This is a genomic window from Acrocarpospora sp. B8E8, from assembly GCF_039871605.1.
Classification (GTDB): domain Bacteria; phylum Actinomycetota; class Actinomycetes; order Streptosporangiales; family Streptosporangiaceae; genus Acrocarpospora; species Acrocarpospora macrocephala.
On sequence record NZ_JBDPLV010000065.1, the window covers coordinates 1 to 24,463 of the forward strand.

At 67.7% G+C, this 24,463-nt stretch carries 18 protein-coding genes; 7 read left to right on the plus strand and 11 right to left on the minus strand.

Annotated elements, in window-relative coordinates:
* Positions 1 to 288 precede the first annotated feature (288 nt).
* The 6 genes from ABGB08_RS42115 (at position 289) to fxsT (ending at position 10,043) form a co-directional block, all read left to right on the plus strand.
* Positions 289 to 498: a hypothetical protein gene (locus ABGB08_RS42115; protein ID WP_347602407.1), complete on the plus strand. Its 210-nt coding sequence runs from the start codon at positions 289 to 291 to the stop codon at positions 496 to 498.
* Between the two features lie 84 nt (positions 499 to 582).
* The gene (locus ABGB08_RS42120; protein WP_347602410.1) at positions 583 to 747 is read left to right on the plus strand and encodes a hypothetical protein; all 165 of its coding nucleotides are present in this window, start codon (positions 583 to 585) and stop codon (positions 745 to 747) included.
* A gap of 958 nt (positions 748 to 1,705) precedes the next feature.
* The gene (locus ABGB08_RS42125; protein WP_347602413.1) at positions 1,706 to 3,928 is read left to right on the plus strand and encodes an FxsB family cyclophane-forming radical SAM/SPASM peptide maturase; all 2,223 of its coding nucleotides are present in this window, start codon (positions 1,706 to 1,708) and stop codon (positions 3,926 to 3,928) included.
* Positions 3,929 to 3,939: 11 nt separating this feature from the next.
* Complete coding sequence (locus ABGB08_RS42130; RefSeq protein WP_347602416.1) at positions 3,940 to 4,806, plus strand: AAC(3) family N-acetyltransferase; 867 nt, start codon at positions 3,940 to 3,942, stop codon at positions 4,804 to 4,806.
* A 37-nt stretch (positions 4,807 to 4,843) separates the two neighbouring features.
* On the plus strand, positions 4,844 to 6,118 hold the full coding sequence (locus ABGB08_RS42135; RefSeq protein WP_347602561.1) for a TIR-like protein FxsC: 1,275 nt from the start codon (positions 4,844 to 4,846) through the stop codon (positions 6,116 to 6,118).
* Positions 6,111 to 10,043: an FxSxx-COOH system tetratricopeptide repeat protein gene (fxsT, locus tag ABGB08_RS42140; protein ID WP_347602419.1), complete on the plus strand. Its 3,933-nt coding sequence runs from the start codon at positions 6,111 to 6,113 to the stop codon at positions 10,041 to 10,043. Before ABGB08_RS42135 ends, fxsT begins: the two co-directional genes overlap by 8 nt.
* 1 nt (position 10,044) lies before the next feature.
* On the opposite strand, the gene ABGB08_RS42145 is transcribed toward fxsT, so the two are convergent.
* The 3 genes from ABGB08_RS42145 to ABGB08_RS42155 all read right to left on the minus strand — a co-directional run bounded on the left by ABGB08_RS42145 (position 10,045) and on the right by ABGB08_RS42155 (position 12,572).
* Positions 10,045 to 10,905 carry an alpha/beta hydrolase gene (locus tag ABGB08_RS42145; protein ID WP_347602422.1) on the minus strand — a complete coding sequence of 287 codons (861 nt, stop codon included), beginning with the start codon at positions 10,903 to 10,905 and terminating at the stop codon, positions 10,045 to 10,047.
* A gap of 225 nt (positions 10,906 to 11,130) precedes the next feature.
* Positions 11,131 to 11,736 (minus strand): transposase, encoded by a 606-nt coding sequence (locus ABGB08_RS42150; protein WP_347602425.1) that lies wholly within the window; start codon positions 11,734 to 11,736, stop codon positions 11,131 to 11,133.
* Positions 11,737 to 11,741: 5 nt separating this feature from the next.
* The gene (locus ABGB08_RS42155) at positions 11,742 to 12,572 is read right to left on the minus strand and encodes a transposase (protein WP_347602428.1); all 831 of its coding nucleotides are present in this window, start codon (positions 12,570 to 12,572) and stop codon (positions 11,742 to 11,744) included.
* 291 nt (positions 12,573 to 12,863) lie between these two features.
* Between ABGB08_RS42155 and ABGB08_RS42160 the strand changes: the two genes are divergently transcribed.
* Positions 12,864 to 14,285, plus strand: a complete 1,422-nt coding sequence (locus ABGB08_RS42160) for a serine/threonine-protein kinase (protein ID WP_347602431.1) — start codon at positions 12,864 to 12,866, stop codon at positions 14,283 to 14,285.
* Between the two features lie 5 nt (positions 14,286 to 14,290).
* Here the strand turns inward: ABGB08_RS42160 and ABGB08_RS42165 are convergent, their stop codons facing one another.
* The 8 genes from ABGB08_RS42165 to ABGB08_RS42200 are packed head-to-tail and all read right to left on the minus strand — an operon-like array spanning position 14,291 to position 24,307.
* Positions 14,291 to 15,781 (minus strand): CoA-acylating methylmalonate-semialdehyde dehydrogenase, encoded by a 1,491-nt coding sequence (locus tag ABGB08_RS42165; RefSeq protein WP_347602434.1) that lies wholly within the window; start codon positions 15,779 to 15,781, stop codon positions 14,291 to 14,293.
* A complete protein-coding gene (locus tag ABGB08_RS42170; RefSeq protein WP_347602436.1) occupies positions 15,778 to 16,410 on the minus strand; it encodes an SRPBCC family protein in 633 nt (210 codons plus the stop codon). The genes ABGB08_RS42165 and ABGB08_RS42170 overlap by 4 nt, the downstream gene beginning before the upstream one ends.
* A gap of 23 nt (positions 16,411 to 16,433) precedes the next feature.
* Positions 16,434 to 18,788, minus strand: a complete 2,355-nt coding sequence (locus ABGB08_RS42175) for a xanthine dehydrogenase family protein molybdopterin-binding subunit (protein WP_347602439.1) — start codon at positions 18,786 to 18,788, stop codon at positions 16,434 to 16,436.
* A complete protein-coding gene (locus ABGB08_RS42180; RefSeq protein WP_347602442.1) occupies positions 18,778 to 19,266 on the minus strand; it encodes a (2Fe-2S)-binding protein in 489 nt (162 codons plus the stop codon). Before ABGB08_RS42180 ends, ABGB08_RS42175 begins: the two co-directional genes overlap by 11 nt.
* Positions 19,267 to 19,287: 21 nt before the next feature.
* Complete coding sequence (locus tag ABGB08_RS42185; protein WP_347602445.1) at positions 19,288 to 20,970, minus strand: thiamine pyrophosphate-binding protein; 1,683 nt, start codon at positions 20,968 to 20,970, stop codon at positions 19,288 to 19,290.
* Between the two features lie 29 nt (positions 20,971 to 20,999).
* Positions 21,000 to 21,863: a carbon-nitrogen hydrolase family protein gene (locus ABGB08_RS42190; RefSeq protein WP_347602448.1), complete on the minus strand. Its 864-nt coding sequence runs from the start codon at positions 21,861 to 21,863 to the stop codon at positions 21,000 to 21,002.
* A 12-nt stretch (positions 21,864 to 21,875) separates the two neighbouring features.
* Positions 21,876 to 23,291, minus strand: a complete 1,416-nt coding sequence (gene hydA, locus ABGB08_RS42195) for a dihydropyrimidinase (protein ID WP_347602451.1) — start codon at positions 23,289 to 23,291, stop codon at positions 21,876 to 21,878.
* A complete protein-coding gene (locus ABGB08_RS42200; RefSeq protein WP_347602454.1) occupies positions 23,288 to 24,307 on the minus strand; it encodes an ABC transporter permease in 1,020 nt (339 codons plus the stop codon). The genes hydA and ABGB08_RS42200 overlap by 4 nt, the downstream gene beginning before the upstream one ends.
* Positions 24,308 to 24,463 lie beyond the last annotated feature (156 nt).

The window sequence follows — 24,463 nt, forward strand, 5'->3', positions numbered from 1 at the left end:
CGCGCGAACTCCTCCATCGAGGGCGCGCTCGAAGACGCGGATTCCTCGATCACGAACAGCGATCATGCCGGACTCCGGCGAGACGATCAAACCGGCGACACCAAGATCAGGAGGTGTGAATGGTTACGCGGGAACGGCAAGGTACGGTTCGAGAAAGAATATTCAAAGTCCGAACATTCTGAATATGTGAGGGTTATATCTTTGTCGATATTCGGCAAGTGGACGGCCGGAAGCCCCGCCAAAATAATCACCTCAAAGCGATATTCGTCGAGGGGAAGGTGGAAATTGGTGGCACGTTTTTCGCGAGTCCTAACGATTGCTCTGACGGTGGTCGCCGCGCTCGTGGTGCCGGTGGCGCCGGCGCACGCCGCGTACGGGTCCGACATCGTGGTGAGCATCGATGTGTACGGCCAGGGCTTCAAGCTGTCCGGGGCGTACGGGACGATCGCGTTCGACAACGGGAACGCCAAGTACCGCTACTCGATCGCGATGTGCTAGCAGGCCAGCTACACCCGGCCCAATCTGTACGCGTCCGTCAACGGTGGCTTACGGACCACGTTGTGGTCCGGGGGCGGCACCCAAGTGACGATTCCGCAGTGCACGAACCCGGCCTACCTCGTCAGCGGCGAGGTGACGCCCGGCGGGACCGTCAGCAATGTGACGCTCACGGTGGACGGAGTGAAGTTCAACCCGCCGAACAGCACGTACCACACCAATTCCGGGTTCTACGACAACCCGTTCAACTGAGGTTCTCTCGCACGTCGGCTCTGAAGCCCCGCCGGTCACCAGGCGGGGCCTTCGCCGTCTTCGCTGGACTGCTGTTCTGATGTCAAGGAGCTCGCTTCCTCTGGCCGTCACGAGTACCAGTTGACGAGGAAGCCGATCGGGATCGACGCGAGGAGGAACGCGTAGACCCGGCGGCGCTGGGCGGCGATGGTCTTCTTCGTCTCGCCCGCGACCCTTGCCACGGTTACCCGAATGCTGCGGGGCCGCCGGGAGCCAGCGCGTAGTCCGGAGGCCATGGTGCGTGAGGCTTCGCTGTAGGGCTGACCGATTTGGGCGGCGGCGCCGGTTAGCAAGCCGGTGACCTCCTGCTCGGCGAGCGCGCCGCCGGCCACGAGCCGGTGACCCGTTCAAGCTCGGCTGTGATCGCGGCAGGTAGCTGGTGCGCTGGTCACTCCCTATGCCGAGACGTCTCCCAGGACAAGCCCATCAACGACCACACCGAGAATTCGGCCATGCCGAAACCTGGGCCGGAGGTCGGCCTGGCGTCCGAAATTCCGAAATGACACAGAACTGACGTTTAACCGATATGCATCATGAGCAGTGCGTCAACACCCGATCGAGCGGCTAGGAAGATCGTCGCGACCTGGACCGATATAGCGTTGGCCTAGGAGCGATACAGAGCCCGGTTTGCTATATTTTGGCCAAGTAATAGGCGTCCGGGTAATTATGTCGGGGTATCCAAGATGCGACACTACAGAGCCGCAAAAAGACGGCGGATGGTAGCGTTATCTGTCCCTACCCACGAGGGCCCGGTTCAAGCTGCGCGGCGATCGAGTTACGCGATTACTGTAGGTTGGCCTTGGGTCTCGCGCCGTAGCGGGACAGCAGGCAAGGCATCCCTACCTGACGAATGGGCTAAAAATGACTAAAGAATCTACGATTGCCTCGCTGGTCATCGACTGCGCGGAGCGACCCCTTTTTGACCTTGCGGATCAGAAAGAGTCCCCAGACCTCACCGGAGTCTCCTTCAGCTCGTCGATTTGAGCCTTACGCTACCCGCATGCGTGAACCCATCGCGCCGTTCCGGCAGTTCGTCCTCAAGATCGCTAGTCGATGCGATCTCGCCTGTGACCATTGCTACGTCTACGAAAGTGTGGACCAGAGCTGGCGTGGACGGCCGATGGTCATGGCCGACGCCACCATCGATCTGGTGGCGGCCAGAATCGCCGAGCATTCACTCGCCAACGGCCTCGGCCGAATTCATGTCGTCATTCACGGCGGCGAACCCCTCCTCGCGGGCGTCGCGAGGCTCCGGCGAGTGGCCGGCAGCCTGCGCGCGGCGCTCCCCCCAGGGGTCGAGCTCGACCTCCGGGTTCATTCGAACGGGGTGCTTCTGAGCCGCGCCTTCTGCGAGATGTTCGCCGAAGAGGGCATCAAGGTAGGCATCTCGCTCGACGGCGACCGGGCCGCGAACGACCGGCATCGCCGCTACGCCAATGGCAACAGCAGCTTCGACAAGGTCGTCCAGGCCATCGATCTACTTCGCCATTCCTACGCACAGCTCTACGCTGGGCTTCTGTGCACGGTAGACGTCCGTAATGATCCCATCGCTGTCTATGAAGCGCTTCTGGCATTCGACCCGCCGCGTATCGATTTCTTGCTTCCCCACGCGACCTGGCAGAATCCGCCGCCCCGTCCGACCAACGGCCGGTTCGACTACGCCGATTGGCTTGGCGCCATCCACATGCGGTGGGTAGCGAGCGGACGGCCGGTGGCTGTGCGCATGTTCGACTCCATCGCCGCGACGGACATCGGTGGCACCAGCCAGACGGAGTCCCTAGGGATCAGCCCGAGCGATCTGGTCGTCATCGAGACCGACGGTGCCTATGAACAGGCCGATTCACTGAAGGCCACCTTTGACGGTGCTCCGTCCACTGGTATGAACGTCGCCGACCACTCCCTCGACGAAGTGGTGGGCCACCCGGGGATGCGCTCCAGACAGCTCGGAATCGAGGCGCTCGCCGATGAATGCCGCCGCTGCCCGATCGTCGAGAGCTGTGGCGGGGGCCTTTACGCCCACCGGTGGCACCCGGAAACAGGCTTCAAGACGCCGAGCGTCTACTGTGCGGACCTCAAGAAGTTGATCCCTCAGGTTCAGACCGCCGCTCATCCCCGGCACGAACTGCCCATCTCCGTGTTCCAGCGCCTGGCCTCCCTCTCCGCGACGCCCGACGATCTCACCACCGCTTTCTCCGCCCAGCGGAGCCTCGTCCGGCAACGAGTGGCGGGCATAGGCGCGGCCCAGCCGGAGAGCCAGGCGTGGCAACTCCTTGGACATCTTGACCGCCTCCACCGGCCTGCCGTCGCACGAGTTCTGGACTACCCATACGTCCGGGCGTGGGCGGCCAGGGGCGAGACCGAACCCGGTCATCTGGCAGCAGTCGCCGCGGCCGCCGCGGTGCACGCGGGATTCACTGCGGAGATCGCCATCCCCGCGATCGATGGTCACGTGCATCTCCCGGGGATCGGCCGGATGTCGGCGAAGGGTGCCGCCGCGTGTGTTGTGCGCGTCCGAGGGCCCGGGGACTACGCGATTCATGCTGGTGACGACTGGGTCGATAGCGCCGACCCGGCGTGGGAGCCCGTGCGACGCCTGACGCTCGCGGGCCGAACCTTCGTCTTCGACGACCTTGACGCGTTCCGCGACTGTTACGACCAGACGGTTGCCGATCGGCTGGATCCGGCCGTCTTCCGCGCCTGGGCCGAGGCTCTCGAAGCCGCGTGGGCACGGTTGGGGCGAGTGCCGCGCCTGACGGCGGCGGTCGCCACCGGCCTGTCGGTGATCACCCCCCTGTCGGGTGCGCCGGGGCGGGGGGCCTCAAGCCGCTCGGCGTTCGGGGCGCTGGCCCTGTCCGAACCTCTGGCGCCCGAGACCACGGCCCTGATGGTCACCCGACTGGCCCACAGTGCCCAGGCGGGCGCGCTTCTCGACGGCTACAACCTGGTGGGCGACGCCGCGCTGCAGTCCGCCCTGCAGGACGTGTACGGCACGATCTCGGGCGCCAAGCTGCGGCCTCTGACCGCTGCGGATCTTCGAGATGTCGATGTCACGATGGGCGCGCTCATGAACGGGCCGATCACTCAGCTAGGGCGAGAGTTCTTGTCCGCGATGAGCTCCCGTGAGTTCGCCCGTCATCCCTGAAGATTGATGCCATGGACACCTCCGCCCTGCCGCTCGGAACCTCCCATCTCACCGACACTCACCTCGCCGACGACCTTCGCGCGATGGGTCTGGGCACCGGGCAGATCGTCCTGGTCCACAGCTCCTTGCGCGCCATCGGGCCACTGCTAGATGGAGCACGCACGCTGAGCCAGGCATTGCTGCGGGTCCTCGGAGTCGAAGGCACCATCGTGGTCCCGACATTCACGTCGGACAACTCCGACACATCTCGTGCCTACCGAGCGCGCACGCAAGGGATGGACGCCGCCGAACTCGCTCGCTATAGCGATGGGTTTCCCCCGTTCGACAAGAACACGAGCTCCGCTGCCGAATGCGGTCAGTTCGCCGAGCAGCTGCGCATCCGGTCCGACGCGTTCCGCAGCGATCATCCACAGACGTCGTTCGCCGCCGTAGGCGCCAGCGCTCGATGGCTGATGGCCGATCATTCTCTCGACGACCATCTCGGCTGGTCGTCCCCGCTCGCCAAGCTGTATCAAGCGCATGCAGTCATCCTCCTGCTTGGCGTGGGATACGAGTGCTGCTCGGCATTCCACTTGGCCGAGTACGGCAAGGCCGTCGGACAGCCGCTCATGCAGTACCGATGCCGCATCACCGTAGGCGGCATGCCGATCTGGCACCAGTACGACGACGTCGTTCTCGACGACTCGGATTTCGGCGGTTGCGGGACTGCAATCGAATCCAAGATGGACCTGTCCATGGGACATGTTGGTGCGGCCCCGGCCAGGCTTTTTCCCTTGCGACAGGCGGTCGACTTCACCGAGAAGTGGCTGACGGAAAACCGATCAACGAAAAACCTCAACGTACAACGGCCACAAATGCGCATGGTTGACATAACCTGATGTCGACGGTGGGAGTCTGAAGTGGGTGGAGGTGCGGGTGGCGAGTACCTCGAGTTCAGACCAACACCAACCATATTTCTTTCTCAGCTACGCGCGTACCCCGCCGAGTGATCCGAACGATCGCGAACCCGACAGAATGGTGATCCGGCTCTACCGCTCGCTGGCCCAGGAAATTCTTCAGCACACCGATCTTCCCGCCGGCGCTCAGGTGGGATTCATGGATCGCGACATGCCGGCCGGGGCGGAGTGGGAACGCCATCTCGCGGCACAACTCGCCAAGTGCCGGGTATTCGTCCCCCTGTACTCGCGCCGCTATTTCCGCAGCGACGCCTGCGGCAAGGAGTGGGCGGCTTTCGAGCTCAGGCGCCGGGCGCACCTGAATGCGAGTTACGTATTGCCCGAGGTCATCGTGCCCGCATTCTGGGTGCCCGTGCCGACGTACGAGCTCCCGGGGATCGCGCGGCCGATCCAGTTCAACGAACTGGACATGGGTCCGCACTACGACGAGCGCGGCCTTTACGGTCTGATGAACATTAATCGGCTGCGCGACCATTATAGGAGCGCGGTCACCACGCTGGCCCGGCGCATCATAACGATCGCGGAGGAAGTCAATCTGCCTCCCGCGGAGCCGTGCGACTTCGGCGCGATGAAAAGCGCATTCGACCGGGACGAGTCTCGGCGTTTCCAGATCACCGTGATCGCACCGACCGTCCGTACAAGCCCGCCGGGACGGGACCGGCAGTACTACGGTGCCTCGGCCGCCGAGTGGAATCCCTACCATCCCGACCGATCGCAGCCGATCGCTCAGGTTGCGGCTCGGATCGTCCGCGACCGGGGTTTTGAGCCGGAAATCGGTTCCTTTCTCGATCACCGCACCGAGTTGCTGAGCGAAGCGCCGCCGATGTGCCCGGGAATCGTGCTCGTCGATCCATACGCGACCCTGATGCCCGACTGTCAGGCGGCGCTGACTCAGCTCAACGAGAGCGGCCATCCGTGGGTGGGCCTGGTCGTTCCCTGGCATTCCGCGGATGAGCAGCTATCGCATTCCGGGGACCTGCTCCGAGACCATCTGCAGGCACTCCTGCCGTTGAAGATTCAGCAGATCCGGCTGATGTCGCGGGAGGCGATCAGCGGCGCTCTCGACCTCGACCAGATCGATCTGGCGCTCCGGCAAGTGATCACGACGGTCACCCGCCCATACCTTCGCAACGCGCAGGTTTTCCCACCCCAAGTTCCGCCTGCCCGACCACGTCGCCGCCTGTACGGCGACGACCCTTCAGGAGACCCTCTGCCAGAGGAGAACGATGAGTGACCTGCGCGACGGACGGATTATCACGTTCTACTCCTTCAAGGGTGGGACCGGCCGAACCATGGCGCTGGCCAACTCCGCATGGCTGTTGGCGGCGAACGGCTATCGCGTCCTAGCAGTGGACTGGGACCTGGAGTCTCCCGGACTGCACAAATTCTTCCGGCCGTTCCTGGACGCCGAGAAGATCGTCGAAGCCCCCGGCGTGGTCGAGTTGATCTCTGAGTTCTCCTGGGCCGCCACGAAGAGGACGGACTCGAGGCCCGATGACTGGCATCGGCAGTACGCCCAGGTCGCACCGCACGTCGTAGGCATCGACTGGGATCACTTCAGCGGCGACGGGGCGATCGACTTCTTGTCCGCGGGAAGGCAGAACCGCGACTACTCCTCTCTCGTGGCCAGCTTCGACTGGGATACCTTTTACGAGCGCCTGGGCGGCGGCCAGTTCCTCGACGCGCTGCGCGAGGGGATGTGCGCCAGTTACGACTACGTGCTCATCGACAGCCGTACCGGCCTCAGTGACATCGCGGACATCTGCACGGTGCACCTTCCCGATGTCCTGATCACGTGTTTCACCCTGTCGGACCAGAGCATCGAAGGCGCCGCCGAAGTGGCCGGGCAAATCGCCGAGCGCTTCCGGGACCGCGGGATCCGCATCCTGCCGGTGCCGATGCGGGTCGACGACGCGGAGAAGGAGAAGCTCGACGCGGGCCGTGGATTCGCGCGGAGCAAGTTCGAGCGCTTTCCCGCGGGGATGCACCAGGACGAGATGAACACCTACTGGGGGGCGGTGGAGATCCCCTACAAGCCGTTCTACGCGTATGAAGAGACGCTGGCGACATTTGGCGACGCTCCCGGCCTTCCGGCGTCGCTGTTGTCGGCGTACGAGCGTCTGGTGAGCGTCATCACCGAAGGCCGGGTGCGCGGGCTGCCACCGCTGGCCGAGGACATCCGCCTCAGCTATCGCGACCTGTTCGTTCGCAAGCGGCCAGTCACGTCGCCCGACGTCTACCTCAGCTATGTGGCGGACGACCGCCTGTGGGTCGAGTGGATCAAGGCGGTGCTGACTCAGTCGGGATTCCGAGTCCACGCGCACAGCCTGACCGGCGAGCAGGAGGATTCCGACACGGTTCGCGCGTCCGAGGGCGCTTCCCGCACGATGGCGCTTCTTTCCCCCGCCTACCTGCGCTCGATGCAGGCCAGAGAGATCTGGCACGCGATGTCGTTGAGCGAGCTGTCAGGACTACGAGGGCAATTTGTTCCGGTACGCGTGGCAGACGTGCGGTTGTCCCTCCCTTACACCGACCCGACACCAGTCGACCTGATCCGGCTGGATGAGTCCCAGGCCAAGGTCGCGGTCCTGCGCGCGCTGGAACGGCCGGCGCAGCTCGTCGAACCCGCCACCCCAGTGATCATCCCGCGTTTCCCCGGCCTTCAGCCCACCGTCCTGGATCTGCCCACCCGGAACGCGACTTTCACTGGGCGCGCCGAGGTCCTGCAGCGGCTGCGCGAACAGCTCATCGGCGGCGGCAGCGGCGGCCGGACGGTCGTCACTCAGGCAGCTCTGTACGGCCTGGGAGGCGTCGGCAAGACACAGCTCGCGATCGAGTACGCGCACCGGTTCATGACCGATTACGACGTCGTGTGGTGGATTTCGGCGGAGCAGCCCGAACTGCTCAACGGCGCCATGGCCGAGCTGGCCGATCGGTTGGGCCTCCGGGTGGGCGACAACGTGGCCGAGGCGGCGCAGGCCGCGCGTGAGGCGCTGCGGCGGGGGGAACCGTACTCGCGCTGGCTGTTGATTTTCGACAACGCCGACCAACCTGAAGATCTGGCCAACTACCTGCCCGGCAGTTCCACCGGCCACGTGCTGATCACCTCACGTCATCAAACCTGGGCCCAGGCGGCCACACCTCTGGAGATCGACGTGTTCACCAGGGCGGAGAGCCTGGAACACCTTCAGCGGCGTGTCCCCTCACTGTCGGTCGAGGACGCCGATCGGGTGGCCGAGGCTCTGGGCGATCTGCCACTGGCCATCGAACAGGCCAGTGCGTGGCTCCAGGAGACGGGCATGCCCGTGGGCGAGTATGTGGAGACGCTGAACCGCCAGCCCGCCCAGGCGCTGGCCCTCGGCGACACCCCGAACTACCCGGTCCCGGTGATCATGACCTGGAATGTCTCCTTCGACCGCCTCACTCAGCGCTCACCCGCCGCTGTCCGGCTGCTGGAACTCCTTGCCTACTTCGCCGCCGAACCCGTGTCGCTGTCGATGCTGTACGGCGACGAGACCATCCGCTGCCTGGTCAAGTACGACGATTCGCTGCGCGAGAAGATCATGATCGGCCGTCTCGTCCGCGAGCTGAGCCGTTTCGCTCTCGCCAAGGTCGACCAGCGCGACAACTCGGTCCAAGTGCACCGTCTGGTGCAGGCCGTCCTGCGCGACCGGATGTCGGAGAGCGCACAGGAGGAGACCCGGCACGACGTGCATCGGATTCTCCTGGGCGCCCGGCCTCGCGAGGGCGACACGGACGACCCCGGAAACTGGCCGCGCTATGACGAGATCTGGCCGCACCTCGGCATCTCGCAGGCGGACGACTGCGATGAGGAGCAGACTCGGCAGCTCCTCATCGACCGCGTTCGCTACCTGTGGAAGCGCGGCGAGTTCGAGCGCGCCCTGGACATCGGGCACCGCCTGGAGGAACGCTGGATCCGCAAGCTGGGCAACGTCGACCGGCAGACCCTCCACCTGCGATTCCAGATGGCGAATGTGCTGCGCTCCCAGGGCAAGTACGCCGAGGCCTGCGAGCTCGACGAAGCGGTCATGACCGACCAACTCCACGTGCTGCCAGTCCCGCACCCCCACACGCTGAGCACGGCGGCCGGGCTGGCGGCCGACCTGCGCGCCCTCGGACGACTGGAAGAGTCGCTCGCCTTGGAACAGAACACCTATACGCAGATCAAAGAGCTTTTCGTCGACGACCATCCACGCGCTCTGATCGCCGCCAGCAACCTCGCAGTCTCGTTCCGGCACGTCGGGGACTTTCTCGCGGCGCGGCGCCTGGACCAGGAGACGCTCGACCTGTTGCGCGCCGTCCTTGGCGGCGATCACCCGCAGACGCTGCTGACCGAACAGAACCTCGCCGTCGATATGCGCGAATCGGGCGAGTACGCCAAGTCGGCCGAGCTGCTGAGGGGAACGATCGCCAGCTACCAGCGCGTCCTGGGCAACGAAATCATCGAGGCGCTCCGCGCCCAACGGACACTCGCCGTCTCGTTGCGCAAGGCGGGCCAGCTGGTCGAAGCACGCCAGCTCACGGAGTCGGTCTACGACCGCTACGTGCAGCGTTTCGGCTCTGATCACCCGGAGACCGTCGTCTGCCGCCTAAATCTCGCGTGCGATTTGGCTGCTGCCGGGGAGTTTCGCCAGGCCCGCGATCTCACCGAACAGGTGCTCGGGACATATCAGGCCGAACTGGGGGAGGGGAACCCATACACGCTGATCGCGGCGAACAACCTGATCATCTATCTTCGCGAGACCGGGGATGTGGCGCAGGCACGAGAGCGGGCGGCCGCGACGCTGCATCGGCTCACCGAGACGCTCGGGCGCAAGCATCCGCACCGGTTCGCCTGCGCGATCAACATGGCCAACTGCCTGGCCGACCTGGAGGATCACCAGTCGGCCGAGGCATTGGAGCGCGAGACGCTGGAACTGCTGCGGGAGACCCTGGGCGGGGTTCACCCCGACACGCTGATCTGTGAGGCGAACCTGGCGATCACGTTGCGCGACTCGCGGCGTGCCGACGAGGCACGGAAGTTGCGCGAGTCGGTGCTGGTGCACCTGCGCCGCACCCTGGGCGAAGCGCATCCCGTCGTGACCGCCGTACTCGACTGGCGGCGTGTGTACCGCGACCTCGAACCATTGCCCTGGTGACCTAGTTCGACCCGACGAGCCAGGGCAGCAGATTAGGGAACGCGTGGATAGCGTCGAAATGGGCAGCGTCGCCGGCGATGCGGACTTGGGCGGTCGGTATACGGGAAGCGAGCCACTCGGAGTGACTGACCGGGCAGAACACGTCCTCTCTGCCCGCCCATACCAGGGTGGGGATGGTGATCTCTCCAGGGTCGAATCCCCAGGGCGTGCAGAAGGCCACCGCGTCGTCGATCCACCCAGCGGGCGACTGTCTCAGCGCCTCCGCGTAGTTGCTCACCAGCATCGAACGGATCCCGATGTCGGCCACGACGCGCCGGTCGGCGGGGGTCAGCTCGTCGTAAAGGTCGTTGACCAGTTGCACCGGATCGGCCTTGATCGTGCGGGCGGTGGGCTCCAGCCGGGCGGTGAGCAGCGCGACTCCCCGCGCCGCCGTGCTGTACTCTTCGATGTTTCCCCTGGTCATGCCCTCGAACCAGTCGAGTCCTTCGGAGTCCTTGGGGGCCAGGCTGACCAGAACCACTGCTCGGGTGACGCGGTCGGGCAACAGGGCGGCGCAGGCGAGGGCGTGCGGGCCGCCGCCCGAGCGGCCGGCCACGGCGAAGCGGTCGACACCGAGGTGGTCGGCGATGGCGGCGACGTCGGAGGCGACGTCGCAGACCTGGCGGCCGAGCTGGCGGTCGGAGCCGCCGTAGCCTGGGCGGTCGTAGGTGATCAGGCGGACGCCCAGGCGGTAGAGGAGGCCGTCCCGTGGGAGGGGGCCGACTCTGCTGCCGGGGGTTCCGTGGAGCAGGAAGACGGGATACCCGCCGTTGATCTTTCCCCGTTGCTCGACCGAAAGCCTTCGCTCGCGGTCGGCCGACATCACCACATCCTCTGTCAAACGCCTGCCCTCCCCTGGCAAGGGTCCATTAAGGGTGCGTCCTCAGCATCCAGGAGAAAAGGTCAGCCAGCAAGCAGTCGGTATTTTTCGCGATATTGAGCATGAACACGATTCGCTGTAAGCATTCACGTCCAGCGCATTTCGGGTTGCGGTGATCGCGCTGTGTGATCGTCCCGAGGTGCGCGTGAGTACGGCTGGTCCGGACTGTCAGGCGGTAGCCGGGTCGGGTGGCATCCAGAGCTTGCCGAGGAGCGCGTCGCGCAGGACGGTCATGATGTCGAGGCCGTGCTTGATCGCGGTGGACAGGTAGCCGCGGATGGCGTACCGATGCCGGGTGTGCCGCTCGGAGCGGAGTCTGCCGGAGATCTTCTGCTGGGTCTTGGCGGGTCGCAGGTCGCGCTCGGCCTGGTTGTTCGTGGGTGGGATCCGCAGGTCGTGGGCGAAGCGCAGGACGTCGCCGGCGCGGTCGCGTAGCACCTCCAGCAGGACGCGGCCGACTGGCTGGGTGACGGTCTTGGCCGGGCCGGGGATGCGCTTGACCTCTGACAGGCCGACGGCGACCCCGCCGCGGAACATCTTCGTGAACATCGTCAGCGTGCCTGCTTCGATGGCGTCCCTGCCCTGCTCGCGGGCGAGGTTGGCGGCGTGGATCAGGCCGCGTAGCGCCATCTGGAGCTGCCGGGGCCAGCGGGCTTCGGGGTAGGTCTCGGCGCAGTCTTCAAGATCGCGGATCAGGTGCGCCGCGCAGAGTTGATGGTCTCGTGTCCCGAGGCCGGCGGCGTCGTAGTTCTGGTAGCGGTCGTGCACCACCACGCCGGTCAGTCGGCCAGCACGAACCGCTTGAAGGTGTCCAGGTCGCGTCCGCCGAGCATGTTGTACCAGGTCAGCAGGTCGGTGCAGGCCACCAGCAGATACTTCTTGGCCTTCTTCGGTCCTGCCCGGACCGGGGTCTCATCGCAGCACACGACGTAGGCGAGGGTGAGCATCATCCGGATGCGCGCGTTGGCCGCCGCGACCGCGGCAGCGGCCCGGCCGATCAGGCCGTGCACGAACCCGGATGAGGGCTCGGCCCCGGTTAGCGAGGCCACCAGCTCGGCGCACCGGTGCACCGGGATCGCGTGGACGACCAGTAGATATACGCACCAGGCCTGCAGATTGACACCGAGACCGACCGGCGCGGTGCTCACCCCCGCCGGACGCGGCGCGGTGTGCACCCGGCCGCACCGGCAGACGACCGTGTGCAGGTTGTGCTGGAAGCGCCGGGCCACCACCAGCGGGATCTCGATCTGCTGGTGAGCACCGGTCACCCCCAGATCGGAGGCCAGGGCGAGATCGGCCCCGCACCCACACGGCCCTTGCGGGTAGTGATCGATGATGTCGCCGTCGGCGACCTTGTCCGACCAGGCCAGCGCCCTGCCCTCGGCACCGGGCTGCTTACCAGGCCTACGCCGCCCAGTGCTGCCGGCTGTGCGATCCTTCGGCTTCTTGCGGCCGGGAAGGTCATCGGCCGAGGGTGGCATCCCGGAGTTACCGCTGTTACGCGAGACCAGCCGCTCCAGCTTGACCACGCGTTCCCGCAGCTGAGCGACCTCCGCCTTCAGCGCGGCGTTCTCGGCCATCAGCGCACGCGTCAGAGCGATCAGCTCCAAAGTGACGGACGGTTACAGATCCAGTCGAACCGTTACACCGTGCGCATGACCTGAATGCTTACGATTCGCTGGTATCGGTGGGGCCATTGTTGTGGGAATACGGGCAAGTTACGGTCCTCGAGGAAATCACGCGGCCTGGAGGATCGGGAACTGCGTTGCTGTTGCCCGCCGCCGAGCGCCGGGCACGCTCAGATGACCTTGCCGGGGCGGTGGACGTCTCTGACCTTGCTGCGGATCGAATAGGTGTGACCGACGTTGCCAGCGATCTGGAGATCCGAAAGGCTGGCGCTCATGGATGCTGACGCTACAGCGACGCCTGTGCGAACCATCGGTCCCTACGCCCTCGTCCGGAGGCTGGGTGAAGGGGGCATGGGGAGGGTGTATTTGGCGAATGACGCTTCGGGGCGGCGGGTGGCCTTGAAGGTGATGCGTCCAGAGTTGGCGACCGAGGCGAACTTCCAGCGGCGTTTTCAGAAGGAGGCCGAGGCGGCACGGCGGGTGGCACGGTTCTGCACCGCTCCCGTGCTGGACGCCGGGGTGGACAACGGGCAGGCGTACCTTGTGACCGAGTACGTCGACGGTCCCGACCTGGCCGCCGTGGTGGAGGCGCAGGGCCCTATGACCGGCGGCAATCTGGAGGCGCTTGCGGTGGGCGTGGCCACCGCGCTCGTCGCCATTCACCAGGCCGACGTCGTCCATCGCGATCTGAAGCCCTCGAACATATTGCTCAGCCCGCTTGGACCGCGGGTCATCGACTTCGGCATCGCGCAGCTCGCCGACACCCTGGGCACCCAGTCCGTGATCGGCACCCCCGCCTACATGTCACCCGAGCACGCCAACGGGGAGCGGGTGACAGCCGCGAGCGACGTGTTCGCCTGGGCGGGTGTGATCGCCTATTCGGGCACCGGCCGCCCGCCTTTCGGCGTCGGCGGTCCCGCCGAGCTGCTGTATCGGATCGTGCACAACGCGCCACGGCTGGACGGGCTGGACGAGCGGCTGCTGCCTCTCGTGGAACGCGCGCTGGACAAGGACCCCGCCCGGCGCCCTACCGCGCAGCAGGTCCTGGACCGGTTGCTCGGCCGGGAGAAGGTGGCGATCGAGACCGCCACCGAGGTCGTCAGCGACATCTGGGACCCGGTCGAGGGACCTGCGACGAGCCTCGCCGCCGACGCGCTGCGAGAGCGGCGGCAGCGGCAGCGGTGGGTCGCCGCGGCGGCGGTCCTAGCCGCCGTGGCGGTGGTGGCGGTGGTGCTGCTGGTCGTGCTGCGGCCGGGCGGAGTGCTCGACCAGACCACGGAGGGCGATCCGCTGGCACAGAGTGTCGTGTCCCGGAACGGTTACAGCCTGCACGTGCGGATCGACTCGTTACGCAGGGTCGGCAAGACCGTGACAGTCAAATGGTCGGTGAGGTACGAGCCGACCGACCCCGCTGGCATATGGGAACCGGGCAACGTTTTCGGACAGTCGTCGAACGGTCCTTTCCAGTACAGCACCGATGGCGTCGTGCTGATCGACACCGTCAACGGGGTAAGGCACCCCACGGCGAACCAGAACGGCTGCCTGTGCTCGCCCCTCTACGACAAGCGGTGGAAGAAGGGGGAGACTGCCCCCTTCTACAACTCCTTCACGGACGTACAGACGACGGCGGTGAAGGCGGACGTGGACATTCCCAGTCTCGGGCTCTTCGACGGCCTGCCCATCGAGACCAAGTGACTGAATCAGTCCTGGGTGGGGAAGCCGAGGTTGATTCCGCCGTGGCTCGGGTCGGGCCATCGGGAGGTCACGACCTTGCCGCGGGTGAAGAAGTGCACGCCCTCAGTGCCGTGCGCGTGGGAGTCACCGAACAACGACTGCTTCCAGCCGCCGAACGAGTAGTAGGCCATCGGCACGGGAACGGGCACGTTTATCCCGACCATGCCGACCTCGACTTCGTGCTGGAAACGCCGGGCCGCGCCGCCGTCCCTGGTGAAGATCGCGGTGCCGTTGCCGTACGGGTTGCCGTTCACCAGGTCGAGCGCCGCCTCGTACGTCGGCACCCGCAGCACGGAGAGCACCGGCCCGAAGATCTCGTCGGTGTAGAGCGGCATCTCCGCGGTGACCCCGTCGAACAGCGTCGGGCCGAGCCAGAAGCCCCGCTCGTCGCCGTCGATGCCCTGCTTGCGGCCGTCCACCACGAGTTCCGCTCCTGCCTCCACGCCCGCGTCGAGGTAGGAGGCCACCCGGTCGCGGTGTGCCAGGGTGACCAGCGGCCCCATGTCGCAGCCGTGCCGGCCGTCGCCGATCCGCAGCCGCGCCATCCGCTCGACGATCTTGGCGATCAGGGCGTCGGCCACCGGCTCGACGACCACCAGCGCGGAGATCGCCATGCACCGCTCTCCCGCCGACCCGAAGCCGGCGTTGATCGCGGCGTCGGCGGCCAGGTCGAGGTCGGCGTCGGGGAGCACCACCATGTGGTTCTTCGCGCCGCCGAGCGCCTGGACCCGCTTGCCGGCCCGGGTGCCCCGCTCGTAGACGTATTTCGCGATCGGCGTCGAACCCACGAACGAGACGGCTTCGACGTCGGGGTGGTCGAGCAGCCGGTCCACCGCCGCTTTGTCGCCGTGCACGACGTTGAGCACGCCGTCGGGCAGCCCCGCCTCACTCCAGAGCGCGGCCATGAAATCGGCCGCGCCGGGGGTTTTCTCGCTGGGCTTGAGCACGACGGTGTTGCCGGCGGCGATGGCGACAGGAAGGAACCACATCGGCACCATGGCAGGGAAGTTGAACGGCGAGATCACGGCCACGACGCCGAGCGGCTGGCGGATCGAGTACGAATCCACCCTCGTCGAGACGTTCTCCGAGAAACCGCCCTTGAGCAGGTGAGGGATGCCACAGGCGAACTCCGCCACCTCCAGCCCGCGGGTCACCTCGCCCAGGGCGTCGGCGAGGACCTTGCCGTGCTCGGCGGTGATGATCGCGGCCAGCTCCTTCTTGCGGGCGTTGAGCAACTCCCGGAAGGCGAACATCACCTGCGTGCGCCTGGTCAGCGACACCTCGCGCCACGCGTGGAAGGCGCCGGCCGCCGCGGCGACGGCTTCGTCCACCTCGGCGGGGGATGCGAGGTCGACGCGTCCCGTCACCTGACCCGTCGCGGGGTCGAAAACCTCGCCGCGCCGTTCGCCGGCGCCGCCCCACGGCCTGCCGTCGATCCAGTGCGTCGTGTGCGTCATTTCCGCTCCCCGGGAGTGGTGCGGCTCGCGCGGTTCCGGCGAGCACCAAAGATCTTTCCGAAGGTCCGGCGGACCCAGTCGGCGATGAGGGATCCCAGCAACGGCATCACCCGCAGCGCCGATCCGTCCCCGGCGGAAGCCGGCCGGGCGGGAGGCACACTGCCGGTGGCGAGCGGGCCGGTGACGTCCACCGCCGGAGAAGTCGCGACCGACTCCAGGATGGCCTGCTCGATCCGCTGGGAGGTCTGGGCCACCATCCGGTTGCCGACCTGCTCGATCACTCCCTTGCCCATGGTGGCGACGCGACCGGTGAGCGCGAGGTCCGTGCTCACGGTGACGCGCGATCCGGTGGCCGCCGGCACCACCGACATCGTGGCCTTGGCGCGAACCGACCCGGCGGCGCCGCTCTCCTCGCCCTCCGCCTCGATCGCGGCGACCCTGGTGACCGGATCCGCCGAGATGATGCGGGCGATGCCGCCGTACTTCACGGTGACGGGACCGACCTTGACCTTCAGGGTGCCCCGGTAGGCGTTCTCGCCCAGCTCTTCCTGCAGGCTCACGCCCGGTACGCAGGCCGCCACCCGGTTCACGTCCATCAGGTAGGCGAAGGCGGCATCCGGCTCCGCCAAGATATCGAAACTATGTTCGAGGTTCACGGCTCGGTCCTATCGATAGCGGTGCGGATCTCCGCCGGGAAGAGTGGCATCGAGGTGACGGGGACCTCGAACGGGGACAGCGCGTCCTCGATGGCCTCGGCGATCGCCGCTGCGACCGGGATGATGCCCGCCTCTCCCGTGCCCTTGATCCCGAGCGGGTTCCACGGGGAGGGGGTCTCCAGATGATCGAGGACCAGCGGGGGCAGGTCGTCGACGGTCGGCAGGTGGAAGTTGAGGAAGCTGGTGGTGGTGGGCTGGCCGTTGTCGGCGAAGGTCAGCCGCTCCAGCAGCGCGCCTCCGATGCCCTGGATCAGCCCGCCGACCACCTGGCCGTCCACGACCAGCGGGTTGATGACCCGCCCGCAGTCGTGGACGACGACGTACTGGTCGATGGTGACCCGTCCCGTGCCCGGATCGACCTCCACCATCACGCCGTGGGCCCCGCTGCCGAACACCCACTGACCGCTGCGGAAGTACTCGGTGGCCGACAGCGAGACCGGCGCGTCGGAGCCGGGCTCCCGGGAGACCCAGGGGGTGGGTCTGTCCGTGCCGGGGTACTGGATGGGGTTGGCGCCGCTCGCGATGTCGGCCAGGCTCACCCGGGCGTTCTCGGCACCGCGCACGAAGACGTTCCCGTCCCTGGTCTCCAGGTCTTCCGCGGAGCATTCGAGCAGCATTGACGCGGCCGCGAGGATCTTCGCCCGCAGCGCGTGGGCGGCGGCGGCGACCGCGTTGCCGCTCATCACCGCGGCCCGGCTGCCGAACGTGCCGTGGCCGACCGCGGTGGGGCCTCCCGCCGCCGTGACCACGTGAACCTGCTCGGCCGCGCAGCCGATGACGTCCGCGGCGATCTGGGCGAAGGTGGTGGCATGGCCCTGTCCCTGGGACGGGACGGACACCTCCAGCACGATCCGCCCGCTGCTGTTCAGCGTCGCGGCGCATCCCTCGTAGGGGCCGACCCCGGTGCCCTCGACATAGGTGGCCATGCCCAGCCCGAGGTGGCGGCCCTCGGCTCGCGCCGCGCGCTGCCGCTCCCGGAACGCCTCGACGTCGACGTGCGAGAGCATCCGGTCGAAGCCCTCGACGTAGCTGCCGCTGTCGTAGATCGCCCGGCTGCGGTCGTGCAGCTCAAGCCCCGTGTCGTACGGGAATGCGCTGGACGGGATGAGGTTGGCGCGGCGCACCCGCCACGGCTCCGTGCCCAGCCGCTTGGCGACCGCCCCGATCAGGCGCTCCATGACGAAGACGCCCTGCGGCCGGCCGGCGCCCCGGTAGGGGCTCACCGGCGGCTTGTTGGTGTAGAGCACCCGGCCGCTGTAGCGGTAGTGCTCGATGTCGTACTGTCCGGGCAGGTGTGTTCCCGTAACGGCTGGTACGGCGATCCCGTACGGAACGTAGGCGCCGGTGTCGTGATCGAAATCGGTGCTTACCGCCAGGATCCGCCCGTTGTCCTCGAAAGCCACGACGGCCTCGTGGTGCTGTCCCCGCTCCTGGTTGGCGCTGATGAAGTGCTCCCAGCGGTCCTCGGTCCACTTCACCGGCCGGCTCAACCGCAGCGCGGCGTAGGGAACGAGCACCTCCTCCGGGTAGAACAGCATGATCTTGGTTCCGAACCCGCCGCCGACGTCGGGCGCGGAGACCTCCAGCCGGTCCAGCGGCACGTCCAGGATCCGGCTGAGCCCCTGGCGGATCGCGACCGGTGACTGGGTCGAATCGAACACGGTCAGCTTCTGCCGGCGCGGATCCCAGTCGGCGAGCACGCCGCGGCCCTCCAGCGGGCTGCCGCAGCTGCGCTCGATGTCCAGGCTCAGCGCGAGGGTGTGCGGCGCGGACCTGATCACCCCTTCGGGATCACCCCTGACCTGCGACACGACGGCGGCCACGTTGTCGGCGATGTCGTCGTGCACGAACCGGTCGCCGCGCCGGGCGTCGTCGAACTCGACGACCTCCGGCAGCGGCTCGTAGTCGATCTGGACCAGGTCCGCCGCGTCCTCGGCGAGGTAGCGGTCCTCGGCGACGATCATGACGATGGCCTCGCCCACGTACCGGACGCGGTCGACCGCCAGCGGCCGCTGGGTGCGCGGCGCCAGCAGGCTGGGGTGCGGGCCAAGCAGCGGTAGCGGGCCGTTGAGGTCGCCGAGGTCGTGGCCGGTCAGGACCAGCCGCACCCCCGGCGCCCGCCGGGCGCCTTCGACGTCGATGCCGGCGATCCGCGCGTTCGCGTGCATGCTGCGGACGACGTGCGCGTGCAGCGAGCCCGACAGGTGAATGTCGTCGAGATACATCCCGTTCCCGCGCAGCAGCCGGTCGTCCTCCAGCCGCGGCATCGGCCGCCCCACGTTACCCGGCACCGCCTCCCACCTCCTTCGGCTCCGCGCAGATCTCGTCGATCGCGGTCATGATGTTGCGGTAGCCCGTGCACCGGCACAGGTGCCCGCGAAGGGCGTCGACGGCCCGCTCCTTCGAAACAGGTCTCTCCTCCTCCAGCACCGCGGTGAGCGACATGAGGATTCCCGGGGTGCAGAACCCGCACTGCAGGGCGTGGTTGCGCTTGAAGGCCGCCTGCACGCGGGAGAGCGGCTGCCCCGGCTCGGCCAGGGACTCCACGGTCCGCACCGGCTTGCCGTTCGCCTGCACGGCGAGCATCAGGCAGGCCCGTACCGGCCGGTCGTCGACGAGCACGGTGCAGGCGCCGCAGACACCGTGCTCGCAACCGACGTGCGTGCCGGTCAGGTCCAGCTCGTGGCGGAGAAAATCGGACAGCAGCAGGCGAGCTTCCACCTCGCGCTCGACCGGCTGGCCGTTGACGGTGGTCCGGACGTAAGGCATCGGCGGCCTCCTTGGCACAGATCAGAGAGCGGACGGGTCGATGCCCTGATTCGCGTACGAGGTGACGGGGGCGATCGCCTCCCGGTCGACGCGGACGTCGATCAGCGTGGGAGCCTCGCTCCGCGCCGCGGTCGCCAGCGCGTCATCCAGCTCGCCTTTGGAACGTACCAGCACGCCTGCCGCGCCCAGCGAGCGCGCGACGGCTCCGTAGTCGACGTCGGAGAAGTCGTTGATCTCGGGGATGACGTTCTTCTCCACGTATTTCTGCAGGTGGTACTCGAAGGCCAGGGTGCCGTTGTTGACCACCACGATCGTGACCGGGATGCCCACCCGTACCGCGGTCTCCAGCTCGGCGATGTTGTATCCAGTCCCGCCGTCACCGGTGACGCAGACGACCCGGCGCTCCGGCGCCGCCAGCTGGGCGCCGAGCGCTCCGGGGATCGCCCAGCCGAGCGAGCCCGCGGCCCGCAGGAAGGTGGTTCCCGCCGCACGCGCCTGGTAGAGGACTCCGGCCCAGGCCGCCATGTAGCCGGTGTCGGCGACCACGACGTCGCTGGGTGAGAGCGACTCGGACAGCGCGGACACCACCTCGCGGGGGTGCATCTGCCCGGACTCGCCTCCCGTGGAGGGCACCTTGAGCGCGTTCTCGCGCCACCCGGCGACCCGCTCGCCCACCGAGGCCACCCACGCGGTGTCCCGCGCGGCCCCCGGGTCGGCGCCGAGCTCGGAGAGCAGGGCCTGGGCGGTGAGCTTCACGTCCGCCAGCACGTTGAGGGCCGCCGACGGGTCCAGCGCGTCCGAGCGGGTGTCGACCCTGATGAGGTCCGCGGCGGCGAACATCGTGAAGGAGTCGCTGGTCACACTGCCCAGCCGGCTGCCGAGCACGAGCACCAGGTCGGCCTCGTCCACGACGTCGTTGGCCACTCCGGCCGCGTAGCGGCCCACCACGCCCACCGCGAGCGGGTGCGCCTCGCTGATGGACGCCTTGCCGCCGATGGAGGTGACGACCGGCGCCCGCAGGGCCTCGGCCAGCAGCCGCACCTCGGGGTCGGCCCCCGAGACCCGGGAACCGGACCCGGCCATGATCACGACTCGGCGTGCGCCGGACAGGCGCGCCACGATCGCCTTGACCGCCTCCGGCGCGGGAGCCGTCCGGTACTGCGGGGCCCGCAGCGTGGCCGCCGGGGCGTCCGGCGTGCCGTCGTCCTCCAGCGGCTCGGCCAGCACGTCGCGCGGGATGTCCAGGTGCGCGGGGCCGGGCGCGCTGGTGGCCTCGTGCATGGCGCGCAGCAGCATCGATCGCACGTGGGAGCCGCGGAGCGCCTCCCCGGCCCAGTGGGTCACCGGGCGGTGCATCGCCAGCTGGTCCAGCAGCTGGTACTCGTGGCGGTCGCGGGTCGCCGCCGGCACCGAGCTGGTCAGGGAGACGACCGGGCTCATCGCCCAGTACGCGTCCGCGAGCGCCGAGGAGATGTTGGCCGACCCCGGGCCGTGCTGGCCGTAGACGAAGGTGGGGCGGCCGGTCATCCTGGCATAGCCGTCGGCCATGTAGGCCGCGCCCTGCTCACTCCGGCAGGGGATCATCCTGATGCCCTGGCGCTGAAGGGCGGTCCACAGCGCGGGGTCGCCGCCGGTCAGCATGAAGAAGACGTCGATCTCCTGGGCCCGCAGGGTCTCGGCGACGGCATCGGCCACTCGTCTCACGTGAGCTCTCCTAGGTTCAATGGACGGGATCAGATCTGGTACAGGGCGGGGCGCCGGCTCGTGGCCAGCCCCATCGCCGCGCGGACGGAGTCGAGGGCCGCCGTGTCGTACGGGGCGCAGGCCTGCGCGAAGAGGCCGTCGCCGGCCACGTTCAGAACGGACCCGTCGGGGCCGAACACGGCCGACTGCCCCAGATATTCGGTAGTCCAGATCCCCGGCAGTGATTCCGGTCCTGCGCGGTTCGCCACGACGGCGTACACCGACTGCTGCAGCGTCATCGCCTGCATCTCGGCGAGGAAGGTCGGCGCCGTCCCCGCCGGTGAGGCCGTGGGCACGGCGACGATGCCGACATCGTTCGCGCGCAGCGTCGACCATGCCTCGGGGAAGTGCCGGTCGTAGCAGATGAGCACGCCCATCCGGGCGAAGTCGAGGTCCCAGACAACCAGTTCGGGTCCCGCCCGGAAATATTGATCCTCGAGGAAGACCGAACCGTAGTGGCGGACGTTGCACAGGTGGGTCTTGTCATAGCTGAGTGCCGCCTCGCCGGACAGCAGGCCTCGGCCGGGAAGCAGCTCCCCGGCCCGGTCGAAGACGACCGCCGCGTTGCGGGTGAGGTCAGGACCCGGCAGGCACAGGCCGGCGACGACATAGCTGCCCGTACGCCGCGCGAGGCGGCGGTAGGGGGAGAACAGGCTCTCCTCGTCCTGGCCGGCCAACGTGTCGGCGAGCCATTCGTGCAGGGCAGGGGCCACCGGGAAGTAGGGGACGTTCGCCATTTCAGGGAACACGATCAGGTCGTGCCGGCCCGCCGCCAGGTGGATGGCGTCGATCGCGTCGGCGTCGACGCCTCCGGCGGGCACCTGCGCCGCCGTCAGCATGCGTTCGCTGGCCACGTCATCACCCGCTCAGACCGTGTCGAAGGAGCTCGCGCCCCGCCGGATGAGCTGCCCGCGGCCAGGGCGGCTGATGGCCCGGCCCCGCTCGGCGACCAGTTCGCCGCGCGAGTAGACGTAGCGCGGCCAGCCGTGGCACTCGTACCCCTCGTACGGGTCGTAGTCGGCCTTGGAGTGCATCTGGTCGGCGGTGAGCACCCGCACGTCACCCGGGTCGATGACGGCGATGTCGGCGTCAGACCCCACCGCGATGACGCCTTTCTTCGGATACATCCCGAAGAGCTTGGCCGGGTTCGCGGAGGTCACGGCGACGAAGCGGCAGGGGTGCAGGCGTCCGGTGCGCACCCCCTCGGAGAACAGCATCGGCACGCTGGTCTGCAGGTTGGACACGCCCGCGGGGATCTTCCAGAACGGAGCCTCGGCGAGCTTCTGCTCGCTGCGCCACGGAGCGTGGTCGGTAGCGTAGGTGTCGATGTCGCCCAGCCGCAGACCCTCCCAGAGCGCCTCGCTGTCCTCGGTGGAGCGGATCGGCGGCAGGCACACGAACTTGTTGCCCTCGGACTCGGGCAGCTCGTAGACGCTCTCCTCAAGGAAGAGATAGACCGGCCGCGTCTCCACGAAGATCTTGTCGAAGCGGGTGCGCACCTCGCGGACCGCCTCAAGCGCGGCGGCCGTCGACAGGTGCACGAAGTACACCGGAGCCTTGAGGAAGGCCGCGTACTCGGCGATCTTCCGGGTGGCGATCGCCTCGGCCTGAGCAGGCCGGGCCCGCGGCAGGTATTCCACGCCGGTGTGCCCGCGGTCGCGGAAGGATTGGGTGAGGTGCTCGATGAGGGCGCCGTCCTCGGCGTGCACGTTGACGAGGATGCCGCTGGCCGCCGCCTCCTCCAGCACCCGCAGGATGCCCGCGTCGGGCAGCTGGAATCCGGTCACCGCGCCGAAGACCTTGACGCTGGTGAATCCGTCGGCCGCCAGGGCGGGGAACTCCTTCACCACGGTGTCGGCCTGGTTCGTCACGACGACGTGCAGGCCGTAGTCGATGTTCGCCTGGGTTCCGGCCAGCTCCAGGTCACGGTCGACGGCGGTACGCAGCGATTCGCCCTCCTCCTGGAAGGCGTAGTTGATGACGGTGGTGATGCCGCCGGAGGCCGCGGCCTGGGTGCCGGTGTCGTAGTCGTCGGCGTTGTGCGACCCGACGTAGCTCACCCAGTGATGGAAGTGCGTGTGCACGTCGATCGCGCCGGGCGCCACGAAGCATCCGGAGGCGTCCACGATCTCGGCGGCGGGGGTGTCGATCTGGCCGACCGCGACGATGACGCCGTCCTTGATCCCGACGTCCAGCTGTCCCATCGACTCCGCGTTGACAACGATGCCGTCGCGGATGATGAGGTCCAGGGACTGGATCTCGGACTGTTCGGGGGCGCTCATGCGGTGACTCCTTTAGTACTGATCTTGGAAAGACGGTCGAGCAGCGCGGCGATGAGGATCAGCGAACCGATCGCCACCTGCTGCCAGAAGGCCGTGACGTTCAGCAGCACCAGCCCGTTCTGGATGCTGGCGATCAGGACGGTTCCGACGACCGTCCCGGCGATGCTGCCGACCCCGCCGTTGAGCGACGTGCCGCCGATCACGACCGCGGCGATCGCCGCCATGAGGTCGGCCGCCCCGACGGTTCCCGAGCCGGCGTCCAGCCGGGAGGCGAGGATGATGCCCGCGACGCCGGCGAGGCTCCCGCTGAGCACGAGCACGACCGCTTTGGTGCGCCGGACGTTCACCCCCGACAGCCGGGCCGCCTCCGGGTTGCCGCCGACGGCGTAGATGTTCAGGCCGAACGAGGTGCGCTGCAGGACGAAGGCGAGCACCGCCAGGATCACCACGGCGATCAGGACCGGCGCGGGGACGCCGAACAGGCTGCCCTGCCCGATCGCGCCGAACTGGGGTCCCAGCCCGAACACCGAGGTGCCCTGCGTGAGCAGGTAGGCCGCGCCGCCCGCCACGCTGAGCATGGCCAGGGAGGTGACGAACGAGGGCACGCCCAGCTTGCTGGTGAAGAACGCGTTCACCCCGCCGGCCGCGGCCCCGGCCAGCACGCCGAGCACCAGGGCGAGCGGCCAGGGCAGCCCGGCGGTCACGATGAGGACGGCGGCCAGGGATCCGGCCAGTGCCTCCACCGACCCGAGGGACAGGTCGATCTCCCCGGCGATGAGCGCCAGGGTCAGCCCGCCGGCGATGATCGCCAGGGTCGAGGCGGCCAGGAAGATGTTCAGCAGGTTCGACACGGTGGCGAAACTCGGCGCGGCCGCCGTGAGGCCGATCCAGATGATGATCAGGGCCGCCGCCGTTCCGCCGACCGAGGACCGCGCGCCGCGCAGAATCCGGCCGGCGCGCCCGGCCGGCGGTGCCGGAGCCCGCGTGTGCGCGCCCGGCGCCTGTTGGGTTTTCACGTGCCCTCCTGCCCTTCCGAGGGTCGAACCAAGGGGAATGCCAGGAAGCCTGGCAGAAACCATCGAAACCAGTCAAGCGATTGGCCTGACCAATCCTTAGTGAATGGGGATAGCGTTCGGAATCTTGCAGGTCTTCATCAGGGAATCTATCCTTAG